Source organism: Sporomusa sp. GT1, from assembly GCF_014634905.1.
Classification (GTDB): Bacteria; Bacillota; Negativicutes; order Sporomusales; family Sporomusaceae; genus Sporomusa; species Sporomusa sphaeroides.
The window spans coordinates 65,579-77,472 of record NZ_BMBX01000016.1; the positions used below are offsets into that span (position 1 = coordinate 65,579).

Below are 11,894 nucleotides of genomic sequence, written 5' to 3' on the forward strand. Positions count from 1 at the left end.
TCGCTCCCTTCTACCTAGTCCAAATCCTCGTCTATGATGTCGTCAATATAGTCATGCGGATCAGACTTCTTAGCATTTTCCCTGAACTTTTTCGAGTCATTCTTTTTAGAATTGAAATCAAATTCTTCGTCATCTGCCTGCCGGCCAATGTCTGTATCCATTTCAGCAACTTCAGCAATAATGTCAAGTTCTTCTTCCAATGGATCAATATCGTCACCGGCCTCAAGCTCATCAACCACATCGGCCTCTAAATCCGCGTTCTTACGTTCAGCGGACGGCTGTGGCGCAGTATCTCCGCCGATATTCAATTCCAACTCTTTTGCCGTTTCGTTGATGTCTTCATCTGATTCGCGAATCATAATTTCCTGAGCATCTTCGGTGAGTACCTTGACGTCAAGACCAATGCTCTGAAGTTCCTTGATAAGTACCTTGAACGATTCAGGCACGCCCGGTTCCGGTACATTTTCGCCTTTGACAATTGCTTCATAGGTTTTAACACGGCCAACAACGTCGTCAGACTTGACGGTAAGCAGTTCCTGCAAGGTATAGGCGGCGCCATAAGCTTCCAGTGCCCAAACCTCCATCTCGCCAAAACGCTGCCCACCGAACTGGGCCTTGCCGCCAAGCGGCTGCTGGGTAACCAGCGAGTACGGGCCAGTAGAACGGGCGTGAATCTTATCGTCAACCAAGTGAGCTAATTTGAGCATATATACATAACCGACAGTAACGTGATTATCAAAAGGTTCGCCTGTTCTGCCGTCAAAAAGTTCCGTTTTGCCATCTTCAGAGAGTCCGGCAGCCTGCAGGGTTTTGATTACCTCAGTTTCTGTCGCACCGTCAAATACCGGAGTGGCCAAATGAATCCCGGCAATATCCGGTTTAGGCATGCCATGTTTCTCATGGTCGTAACCGACTTCTTTCAGACGGTCAATCAGGGTCGAATCACCCATTTTAACCTGCATGCCCATTGCGGCAGCCGCACGGCCTAAGTGTGTTTCCAGCACCTGACCAATATTCATCCGCGATGGTACACCCAGTGGATTTAACACAATCTGCACCGGTGTCCCGTCAGGCAGGAAGGGCATATCTTCTTTAGGCATAATCCGGGAAACTACCCCTTTGTTACCATGGCGTCCCGCCATTTTATCGCCTTCGGAAATTTTCCGTTTTTGGGCAATATAGCAGCGCACTAACTGGTTAACACCTGGCGGCAGTTCGTCGCCATTTTCCCGGGTAAAGACCTTTACGTCAACAATTTTACCGGCTTCGCCGTGGGGTACTCTAAGCGAGGTATCACGGACTTCACGCGCCTTTTCACCAAATATGGCTCTGAGGAGACGTTCTTCTGCCGTCAGCTCGGTTTCACCTTTGGGTGTTACTTTACCAACCAGAATATCGCCTGGGCGGACTTCCGCCCCCACCCGGATAATACCACGATCATCCAGGTCTCTGAGTACATCTTCAGCCACATTCGGGATATCGCGGGTAATTTCTTCCGGCCCCAGCTTGGTATCACGGGCGTCACATTCATACTCTTCGATGTGAATCGAAGTAAAGACATCTTCCTTCACCAGGTCCTGGCTTAACAGGATGGCATCCTCGTAGTTGTAGCCTTCCCATGGCATAAATGCCACCAGTACGTTATACCCCAGTGCCAGTTCGCCTTTATCTGTGGACGGACCGTCTGCCAGTACCTGGCCTTTAACAATTTGTTCGCCTTTGTAGACAATCGGTTTTTGATTAATGCAGGTTCCTTGGTTGGAACGCAGATATTTGAGCAATTTGTAGCTATCCAAACCGCCCTTTTCAGTACGGATATGGATATCGGTTGCCGTTACCTTTTCAACAACACCGGCGTTTTTGGCTAGGGCTACAACTCCCGAGTCACGGGCGGCTTTGTATTCCATGCCTGTGCCGACAATCGGCGCTTGCGTCCTTAAGAGCGGCACCGCCTGACGCTGCATGTTGGCACCCATCAGGGCCCGGTTGGCATCGTCATTTTCCAGGAAGGGAATCATCGCCGTAGCAATAGACACTACCTGTTTCGGTGAAACGTCCATGTAGTCGACTTTTTCTGCCGGAACTACTAAGGTTTCATGCCGGTAGCGGCAGGTAACACGCGGCTCTTTGAATCTGCCGTCTTTATCCAGCGGCTCATTCGCCTGAGCAACAATCATTTCATCTTCTTCATCTGCGGTTAAATAGAGTACTTCGTCTGTTACCTGGCGTTCAGCCTTATTCACTTTCCGGTATGGTGTTTCAATAAAGCCGAATTGATTAATCCGGGCAAAGGTAGACAGAGAACCGATCAGACCAATGTTTGGTCCTTCCGGGGTCTCAATCGGGCACATCCGGCCATAGTGCGAATGGTGAACGTCACGAACTTCAAAGCCGGCGCGTTCACGGCTGAGACCACCAGGTCCCAGGGCACTGAGACGGCGTTTATGAGTAAGTTCAGCCAGCGGATTGGTCTGATCCATAAATTGTGATAACTGGCTGGAACCAAAAAATTCTTTTATGGCTGCCACAACAGGTCTGATGTTAATTAGTGCCTGGGGCGTAATAACATCAATGTCCTGAATGGTCATACGCTCTTTAACCACCCGTTCCATCCGGGCCAAGCCGATACGGAACTGGTTCTGCAGCAGTTCACCAACTGAGCGCAGACGGCGATTGCCTAAATGGTCAATATCATCGGTTGTGCCATGACCTTCCATTAGATTAAGAAGATAGCTGATGGAAGCAATGATATCTTCTTTGGTAATGGTGCGATGGGAAAACGGCAATACTGAGTTGAGCAGCAGTTTTACGGGAGTTCCGTCTTTTTGCTTAATCCAGGCAACATGCAGACCCGGGCCGTCAAATATTTTTGCAGCCCCAATACGGTCAAGTACGTCCTCTTCCAGGACGGTGCCTTCTTCTACTACAATTTCGCCTGTTTCTTTGTCTACGAGCGGCTGACCCAGGACTTTGCCTAGCAGACGACGGCGCCATCCCAGCTTTTTGCCGAGTTTGTAGCGTCCGACAGTAGCCAGATCATAGCGTTTGGAATCAAAAAATAAGGTTTCCAACAGTTGAGCAGCATTTTCCACTGTTGGCGGTTCGCCTGGGCGCAGGCGCTTATAAATTTCAACAAGGGCTTCTTCCCGTGAGTCGCTGTTGTCCCGTTCCAGCGTAGCCCGGATGCGTACATCATCATGAAAAAGCTCCGATATTACGCCATTAGAAACAAAGCCCAGCGCACGAATAAGAACAGTTACCGGCAGCTTCCGGGTCCGGTCAACCCTAACGGACACAACATCATTGGCATCGGTTTCCAGTTCGAGCCACGCGCCGCGATTCGGGATAACGGTAGCATTGTACAGCTTTTTGCCGGTAGTATCGATGGTTTCGTTATAATACACACCCGGGGAACGAACCAACTGACTAACAATAACCCGCTCAGCACCGTTAATAATAAACGTACCGTTGTCGGTCATGAGCGGAAAGTCGCCCATAAATACTTCCTGCTCTTTTATTTCCTGAGTTTCCTTGTTGTACAGGCGGACGCTAACGCGAAGCGGAGCGGCATACGTAACATCCCGCTCTTTGCATTCTTCAACCTCATATTTAGGTTCGCCCAATGTAAAGTTTTCAAAAGACAGGACCAAGTTGCCGGTAAAGTCCTGGATAGGAGAAATATCATGAAATATTTCCTGCAAGCCTTCCTTAAGAAACCAGTTGTAGGAATTCTTCTGAATTTCGATAAGGTTGGGCATGTCCAGCACTTCATCAATTTTGGCATAACTATACCTGAACCTTTTGCCCACCGGAACAGGATTAAACATTAACCCCTTCACCCCTTAGCCATTTACACTGACATATCGCGTAAGCCTACTACATATCTTAGCAGCATTCCGCAAATACTAAGCCAGCAAATGAATGATTAAATATACACAAAACAAAGCAAGGCTCCATATCTTAATTAAAGACCTTGCTTCTTTTTTGATGAAAACGATTCATCCTCCATTATATTACTATATCCTGCCATTTCATAATTTATACAGTCCTCAGCTAAAATGTAAAGCAATGGAAACAAGAAAAATATAAACATGTACGGCGATATATAATGGTATCATATATTATTTGCTATGTCAAGAAATTTTACCCAGCTATGTATATTTCTGAGATAAAATAATTTTCTATAGCAAATAAAGCAAAAGCCGTTCTTGCCTTATCCTGTTTTTCGTTATAGTTTTGCTGTCAGGAAAATAAAAGGAGCACCGAAAAAGGTGCTCCTTTTGGTCAAGCGATCTTACTTAACTTCAACAGTTGCGCCAGCTTCAACAAGTTTAGCTTTGAGAGCTTCTGCATCGGCTTTGGAGATTTTTTCTTTGACAGCTTTAGGAGCACCGTCAACGAGCTCTTTAGCTTCTTTGAGGCCAAGACCGGTAACTTCGCGTACCACTTTGATAACGTTGATTTTTCCGGCACCAGCGTTGGTGAGGATTACATCAAATTCAGTTTGTTCTTCAGCAACAGCAGCAGCACCGCCAGCAGCAGGAGCAGCAGCTACAGCTACAGGAGCAGCAGCAGATACGCCGAATTTTTCTTCAAGGGCTTTTACCAGTTCGGACAGTTCGAGCACAGTCATTTGCTCAATGGCTTCCATAATTTGTTCTTTAGTCATTTTAAAATACCTCCATAAACTTTCATTTAAAATTTTTTCTAAGTTAATCGGGAAAACGGGTTATGCGGATTCCTTTTGCTGGCGTACAGCTTCAAGCGCATACACCAGATTGCGCATAGTACCGGAAAGTACGTTGACGAAACCGGCGATAGGAGCTTGGAAACCAGCCAGAACCTGCGCAATGAGAACTTCGCGCGGCGGCAGGCTCGACAGAGCCTTAACCCCGTTAGCGTCAATTACTTGACCTTCTACAATACCGGCTTTTACTTCCAGAGCCTGCAATTTGTTTTCTTTGACAAAGTCTGAAATAATTTTGGCCGGAGCTACAGGATCGGTATAGGAAATTGCGATAGCGGTCGGACCTTCAAGATACGGGTCAAGACCTTCAATGCCAGCTTCTTTAGCAGCAATGCGAGTCATGGTATTTTTAAATACGCGATACTCTACCCCTGCTTCACGCAGTTTGCGGCGAAGCTTGGTATCCTGAGCAACGGTTAAACCACGATAGTTCGTCAAAACGGCACCTTTGGTAGTGCTGAGTTTTTCTTTAATCTCAGCAACTGTCTGAATCTTTTCTTGAGTTACAGCCATTTATATTACACCTCCTTAATCAAGTATCCTAAATTAAAAACGGCCTCCGGATGTAAACACCGGAGGCCGCGTTATAACGTAATTTACGGTTACACGCTGCAAATCCCCGGCCTCGGCAGGCAAGCTTTACGCTTGTTCGGCAATCATGCACCTGCTGTCTACAGCCTTACAACTACTCGCCAATGCCATTTACAGCCTTGTTGAGTAATAGTCTATAGTAATGTTATTCTTTTTTGCCGGGAGCTTTGAGCGGGTTAACCCTTACACCAGGACCCATTGTTGTGCTTAAGGAAATGTTCCGCATGTATTGGCCTTTGGCCGCAGCAGGCTTAACCTTAATCAATGTATCAATCAGGGTGTGGAAATTGGCAAGCAGTTTTTCGTTATCGAAAGATACTTTACCGATAGGAGCGTGGATATTACCGGCTTTATCGGTACGGTATTCAATCTTACCTGCTTTAATTTCGTTAAGAGCACGGACTACATCAAGAGTAACGGTGCCAACTTTGGGGTTAGGCATTAAGCCTTTAGGGCCAAGGATTTTACCAAGGCGGCCTACCAAACCCATCATGTCAGGCGTAGCTACTGCAACATCAAAATCAGTCCAGCCACCCTGGATTTTTTCCACCATATCTTCAGCGCCAACAAAATCTGCGCCGGCAGTTTCAGCTTCTTTAGCTTTTTCACCTTTGGCAAATACCAGCACCCGCTTGGTTTTACCGGTACCAAAAGGAAGCACAACAGCACCACGCACCTGTTGGTCGGCGTGTTTAGGATCAACACCAAGTTTAACAGCAACTTCTACAGTTTGGTCAAACTTAGCACTAGCAGTTTTTTTAACAAGTTCTACCGCTTCTTCCGGCTCGTACAGCTTATTGGCATCAACGAGCTTAGCGGCTTCAACATACTTCTTACCATGTTTCGGCATTTAGTTTTCCTCCTTTGTGGTAATAACGGAAGCACTTAGTCCTCCCACATTTATCCCATCATAAACTGGGCCAGAAGGTTCAGATGCTAGGCGCCCCGAGAACGTGAAGCGCCGCGTACTGATTGGGTACGCAAGCAAGCGCTCGCAGGGGCAACAACGCAGATGGGCCTTATGGTACTGTTTATTAGTCGACGATTTCGATGCCCATGCTGCGGGCAGTACCTTCGATCATCCGCATGGCAGCTTCAACGCTGGCAGCGTTAAGATCTTGCATTTTGGATTGAGCGATTTCCTGAACTTTATCGCGTTTAATTTTGGCAACCTTCTTTTTGTTAGGTTCGCCAGAAGCAGTTTCAATACCGGCAGCTTTTTTAAGAAGAATAGCAGCAGGCGGAGTTTTGGTGATAAAAGTAAAGGATCTATCTTCAAACACCGTAATTTCCACCGGAATAATGAGACCAGCTTGCTGAGCTGTTCTTTCATTAAACTCCTTAACGAATGCCATAATATTGACACCAGCCTGACCGAGCGCCGGACCTACGGGAGGAGCCGGGGTGGCCTTACCGGCAGGAACTTGCAGTTTTACAAGCTTGACAACCTTTTTAGCCATATATATTACACCTCCTTAATCTACTTTGACAACTTGCATAAAATCAAGCTCTACTGGTGTTTCACGTCCGAACATGTTGACAAGCACTTTGAGTTTGCCGCGTTCCGGATTGATCTCAACCACAGTGGCTGTCCAATTTTCAAAAGCCCCTGAAGTGATGCGCACCAATTGATTAAGCTCAATATCAATTTTCGGTTTAGTTTCTTCCATTCCCATGGACTTGAGAATATGTTTGACTTCACTTTCGCTCAGCGGAATAGGCTTGGTTCCTGACCCGACAAAACCTGTAACACCCGGCGTGTTGCGCACAACATACCAAGAGCGGTCAGTGACAATCATCTCTACCAGCACATACCCGGGGAAAACTTTTTTCTTGGCAATTTTCTTCTTGCCATCTTTTATTTCCACTTCATCTTCCATCGGCACAAGTACCCGGAAGACTTCGTTTTCCATTCCCATGGAGTGAACTTTCTTTTCCAGGTTGGTCTTTACCTTGTTTTCATAACCGGAATATGTATGGATAACATACCAATGTTTTTCGAGTTTTTCGGATTCCATAGCCTTAAGGGACGTATTAGGCCCCCCACCCCCTAGTCTACTTGATGATAGCCTTTAGAACCTGAGTGAAACCAGCGTCAACCACCCAAATTAGGACCGCAACAAAAGCAACCGTTACAAATACAATCCCTGTAAAGGAAATAAGTTCTGTTCTGCCCGGCCATGTTACCTTTTTAAGTTCAGCTTTTACTTCCCGAAAAAACTTCTTCCAGCGCGATGCATTCGTCTGGACAGCTGTTTCCTGAGCGGCCATTCTCTCACATCCTGTGCTTACATTTTGGCAGGGGCGGCAGGAATCGAACCCGCAACCAACGGTTTTGGAGACCGCTACTCTACCAATTGAGCTACACCCCTACGCATTGTGACAAACCTAATTATACTAGGCCTACTTGGTTTCTTTATGTGGAGTTTGCTTCTTGCAAAATTTGCAGTATTTGTTAAACTCCAATCTATCCGGGTCGTTTTTCTTGTTTTTATTGGTCTGATAATTGCGTTGTTTGCATTCTGTGCAGGCCAATGTTACCGCGTTGCGCATCCTGTACACCTCTCTTACCAGTAAATATAGCGCTATGAGTCTATTTTGACAAAACTTCTATTAATGTCACTAATACAATTTATCACAATTATATCAGTGTGTCAATAGTCCACACGTTCGGGTATGTCAATAAATAAGCAGGGGTTGTTCCCCCGCTTATTTATTATATCATAGAATCTTCCTTTTATGCAAATACATCAGCTAAAAGACCGTTTGCGCGCCTACTCGGTAACAGCGGTTACAACGCCGGCGCCAACAGTACGGCCGCCTTCGCGAATAGCGAAGCGCAGACCTTCTTCGATAGCGATCGGGGTGATGAGCTCGATGCTCATTTGAATGTTGTCGCCAGGCATTACCATTTCTACACCTTCCGGCAGATTTACAACACCGGTTACGTCAGTTGTTCTGAAGTAGAACTGCGGACGATAGTTGGTGAAGAACGGGGTATGGCGGCCGCCTTCTTCTTTGGACAATACGTATACTTCGCCTTTGAATTTGGTGTGAGGTTTAATGGAACCAGGCTTGGCAAGTACTTGGCCGCGCTCGATTTCTTTACGCTCTACACCACGCAAGAGCGCGCCGATGTTGTCACCGGCTACTGCCGAATCCAGAAGTTTCCGGAACATTTCTACGCCGGTTACTACTGTGGATTTCGGTTTATCGGTCATACCAACGATTTCGATGGTATCACTTACTTTTACCACACCGCGTTCTACACGGCCGGTGGCTACTGTACCACGACCGGTGATTGTGAACACGTCTTCTACAGGCATCAGGAAAGGCTTGTCGGTAGCGCGTTCCGGGGTCGGAATGTATTCGTCCACTTTTGCCATAAGCTCGTGGATTTTGCCGCACCATTCGCATTCGGCTTTAGCGCAGCCGCAGTTAAGAACTTTAACGGCAGAACCGCTTACTACAGGAATGTCGTCACCTGGGAATTCGTAGCTGGAGAGAAGTTCGCGAACTTCCATTTCTACCAGTTCCATCAGTTCTGCGTCATCAACCAGATCGGCTTTGTTTAAGAATACAACCATGGCAGGTACGCCTACCTGGCGGGACAGCAGGATGTGTTCACGGGTTTGCGGCATCGGGCCGTCGGCGGCCGATACAACCAGGATAGCACCGTCCATTTGCGCTGCGCCGGTGATCATGTTTTTTACATAGTCGGCGTGGCCCGGGCAGTCAACGTGAGCATAGTGGCGGTTTGCGGTTTCGTATTCCACGTGAGCGGTGTTGATAGTAATGCCGCGTTCTCTTTCTTCCGGAGCTTTGTCGATCTGGTCATACGCCATGAATTCTCCGCCGCCGTGTTTTGCCAGGGTCATGGTAATAGCGGCAGTCAGCGAGGTTTTGCCATGGTCAACGTGACCGATGGTGCCAATGTTAACGTGGGGTTTGTTTCTTTCAAACTTTTTCTTAGCCATTAAGTGTTACCTCCCTTAGTTATCGTTTTTTGCATTAATCATTTTTCTGGATATACCTGGAATAGACTATCTCTTCTTATATATTGGCATAAATCTTGTTGAGTATACGTGTTGCGCTGTCAGCAGTCTCTGCCTGACAAGCCATATGAAATCCAATAAAGATTTTATCTCAGCCTGCTGTCAACAATGCTCTGCCGCCGGCATTGGACTTGCGTTCTATAACAACACAGCCGAATAATCCTTATTGGATGCTATATAGGGTATTCTATCCGACCTATAAAAATCCTCCCGCATTTTGTACTAAAATAAAAAAACCTCGCAGCGGTTTGCTGCGGGTTTATTATTACCGGTATGGTGGCGGCGCAGGGATTTGAACCCCGGACACTTCGGGTATGAACCGAATGCTCTAGCCAGCTGAGCTACGCCGCCATATATAGAATTAATGGAGCTAGTGACCGGGATTGAACCGGTGACCTTATCCTTACCAAGGATACGCTCTACCGACTGAGCTACACCAGCATCATACACAAAACGACTTATTAGCGCCTATCTGCGTTGTTGCTCCTGTGCGCGCTCCCTCCGACGTACTTCCCAGTACGACTCCGGTCGCGTGCTCGTCGCGCCTACTACTAAGCCGTTTTGCGGCTGAGTGGCAGATAGTTGGCTTGTCGCAGATTTGGGGAACATGTTGTATTCTTTATAAAGCTTCGCTTTATAAAATCAAATTTGATTTTAATATAAGCGAAGCGATAATTCATGGTTGCGGGGACAGGACTTGAACCTGTGACCTTCGGGTTATGAGCCCGACGAGCTACCAACTGCTCCACCCCGCGATGTTATGGTGGAGGGAGGTGGATTCGAACCACCGAAGTCAAAGACGGCAGATTTACAGTCTGCTCCCTTTAGCCACTCGGGAATCCCTCCATATTGACTCACTGCTAAGGATGTTCCGCGCGTTCGCTTGAAACTAAGCGACTCACACGTGTTCTTCTTTCGCCTATCGGCTCGCAAGAACCCGGTTCAAGGCTTGTGGAGCTGGCGATAGGAATTGAACCCACAACCTGCTGATTACAAGTCAGCTGCTCTACCTATTGAGCTACGCCAGCAGCATTTTTTTGCCCCTAACTCAGTGACAGAACCTATTATATAATAACTGGCGACCTATGTCAACAGCTTTCACGCAGGTATTTTCAACCTATAACCGTAAATCAGCGCATGAAAAAATAATAATATGATACCCCGGCAATAACAAACCGGTAATAAGCGAAAGAAGCCAGTGTCGAGTTATTCAGGAAACGCAAAAACCAAACAATTGATATGTAAGCGGTAATGAACGCAACAAAAAAACCAATGGCAAACATGACAATATCATCCATGCTCAGCTTGTTCCATATCTTCAATAAGTCATACAGGCACGCCACCAGCATCAAGGGTACCGCAATAATAAAGGAAAATTCAGCAGCAGCTTTGCGGCTCATTCCCAAAAACAAACCACCGGCAATGGTTGAACCGGAACGGGAAAACCCCGGCCATAAAGATAAAAGCTGAAACAATCCGACCCAAAAGGCCTGTTTTATCGTCATTCTGTCAACATCGCAAGTCACCGGACGTTTTGCCGTCTTTTCAGCCACCAGCATCAGGACAGCCCCGGCGACCAAGCCAATAATTACTGTATAAGGAGAGAATAAATAACTCTTTATCGGGCTGTGCAGGAAAAAAGCCACTCCCATTACCGGTACAATGCCAGCCAGGACATGCAAAGCTGTCAGCCCGTTACCGTAAATGTTAATCCTCCTGGGCCTAAGCATGGCCAAAAACTTGTCCCGGTACAAAATGAATACCGATAAAATAGCACCTAATTGAATAAACACCTGAAAAACGCTGGCTTTTTCTCCCTCAAACCCCAGCAGCGACCCAACCAGAATCATATGCCCGGTAGAAGAGATGGGCAAAAACTCGGTTAAGCCTTCGACAATACCAATAATTATTGCAATCATATTTTCACTCATGTAATTACACCTCTTACTTATTTTTCATGTCCGCCCGCAGCATCCTGATGACGTCATGATCGGTAGGAAAAGCCAAATCCGGCACTGAATCGAGCGGAAAATAGTCTACCCGGTCTAAATCATCACCCGGACATAGCGCACCGCCGACGACTTTTGCCTCAAACCATACACCTACAGTGTGAACCGCCGGATTGTGAAAGTTGGATAAAACAGCATATACTTTTCCGGGATCAATAACCAAGCCGGTCTCCTCCAGGAACTCCCGTTTGGCAGCATCACGGATATCTTCATCATATTCAACATAGCCGCAGGGTATGCACCACAATCCGGGATAGCTGGCGGCAGCCGCCCGGCGCCCCAGCAAAATAGCATCATTTTGCCGCACAATAGCGGCTACGCCGACAATTGGATTTTCATACATCGTGGCAGCGCAATCGGTACATACCAGGCGCTGCCGCTCACCAACCGGACGGTAATGCAATTTGCCGCCGCATTTAGGACAAAAGGTATATCGTTGCTTTCTCATTATTGCCTCCTAAAAAAACACTGTTACTATTTTACCATATTTAA

At 46.9% G+C, this 11,894-nt stretch carries 11 protein-coding genes, 6 tRNA genes and 1 other annotated feature; all 17 genes read right to left on the reverse strand.

From position 1 onward, the window contains the following. Nucleotides 1-14: 14 nt before the first annotated feature. Nucleotides 15-3,827: a DNA-directed RNA polymerase subunit beta gene (gene rpoB / locus GT1_RS16185; RefSeq protein ID WP_188399588.1), complete on the reverse strand. Its 3,813-nt coding sequence runs from the start codon at nt 3,825-3,827 to the stop codon at nt 15-17. A gap of 467 nt (nt 3,828-4,294) precedes the next feature. Beyond that, nucleotides 4,295-4,669, reverse strand: coding sequence for a 50S ribosomal protein L7/L12 (gene rplL / locus GT1_RS16190; RefSeq protein WP_188399589.1), 375 nt, complete (start codon nt 4,667-4,669; stop codon nt 4,295-4,297). Nucleotides 4,670-4,729: 60 nt separating this feature from the next. Then, nucleotides 4,730-5,260 carry a 50S ribosomal protein L10 gene (rplJ, locus tag GT1_RS16195; protein ID WP_075752804.1) on the reverse strand — a complete coding sequence of 177 codons (531 nt, stop codon included), beginning with the start codon at nt 5,258-5,260 and terminating at the stop codon, nt 4,730-4,732. Between the two features lie 25 nt (nt 5,261-5,285). Further along, nucleotides 5,286-5,442, reverse strand: a sequence feature (ribosomal protein L10 leader region). A 41-nt stretch (nt 5,443-5,483) separates the two neighbouring features. Further along, nucleotides 5,484-6,188 carry a 50S ribosomal protein L1 gene (gene rplA, locus GT1_RS16200; RefSeq protein WP_075752802.1) on the reverse strand — a complete coding sequence of 235 codons (705 nt, stop codon included), beginning with the start codon at nt 6,186-6,188 and terminating at the stop codon, nt 5,484-5,486. A 184-nt stretch (nt 6,189-6,372) separates the two neighbouring features. After that, nucleotides 6,373-6,798 (reverse strand): 50S ribosomal protein L11, encoded by a 426-nt coding sequence (gene rplK / locus GT1_RS16205; RefSeq protein WP_075752800.1) that lies wholly within the window; start codon nt 6,796-6,798, stop codon nt 6,373-6,375. 15 nt (nt 6,799-6,813) lie between these two features. Continuing rightward, nucleotides 6,814-7,356, reverse strand: coding sequence for a transcription termination/antitermination protein NusG (gene nusG / locus GT1_RS16210; RefSeq protein WP_075752798.1), 543 nt, complete (start codon nt 7,354-7,356; stop codon nt 6,814-6,816). 37 nt (nt 7,357-7,393) lie between these two features. Next, nucleotides 7,394-7,609: a preprotein translocase subunit SecE gene (secE, locus tag GT1_RS16215; RefSeq protein ID WP_075752796.1), complete on the reverse strand. Its 216-nt coding sequence runs from the start codon at nt 7,607-7,609 to the stop codon at nt 7,394-7,396. Nucleotides 7,610-7,634: 25 nt separating this feature from the next. Further along, nucleotides 7,635-7,710: transfer RNA gene (locus GT1_RS16220), tRNA-Trp, on the reverse strand. 31 nt (nt 7,711-7,741) lie between these two features. Beyond that, a complete protein-coding gene (rpmG, locus tag GT1_RS16225) occupies nt 7,742-7,891 on the reverse strand; it encodes a 50S ribosomal protein L33 (protein WP_075752794.1) in 150 nt (49 codons plus the stop codon). 221 nt (nt 7,892-8,112) lie between these two features. Then, nucleotides 8,113-9,315, reverse strand: coding sequence for an elongation factor Tu (gene tuf / locus GT1_RS16230; protein WP_188399590.1), 1,203 nt, complete (start codon nt 9,313-9,315; stop codon nt 8,113-8,115). 352 nt (nt 9,316-9,667) lie between these two features. Then, nucleotides 9,668-9,744, reverse strand: a tRNA-Met gene (locus tag GT1_RS16235). Between the two features lie 14 nt (nt 9,745-9,758). Beyond that, a tRNA-Thr gene (locus tag GT1_RS16240) sits at nt 9,759-9,834 on the reverse strand. Nucleotides 9,835-10,072: 238 nt separating this feature from the next. Further along, nucleotides 10,073-10,148, reverse strand: a tRNA-Met gene (locus tag GT1_RS16245). A gap of 6 nt (nt 10,149-10,154) precedes the next feature. Then, nucleotides 10,155-10,239 (reverse strand) — tRNA-Tyr (locus tag GT1_RS16250). A gap of 106 nt (nt 10,240-10,345) precedes the next feature. Beyond that, nucleotides 10,346-10,421 (reverse strand) — tRNA-Thr (locus GT1_RS16255). Between the two features lie 102 nt (nt 10,422-10,523). Continuing rightward, nucleotides 10,524-11,324 (reverse strand): undecaprenyl-diphosphate phosphatase, encoded by an 801-nt coding sequence (locus GT1_RS16260; protein WP_075752790.1) that lies wholly within the window; start codon nt 11,322-11,324, stop codon nt 10,524-10,526. A 13-nt stretch (nt 11,325-11,337) separates the two neighbouring features. Beyond that, the gene (locus GT1_RS16265; RefSeq protein WP_188399591.1) at nt 11,338-11,850 is read right to left on the reverse strand and encodes an NUDIX hydrolase; all 513 of its coding nucleotides are present in this window, start codon (nt 11,848-11,850) and stop codon (nt 11,338-11,340) included. Between the last annotated feature and the right edge of the window lie 44 nt (nt 11,851-11,894).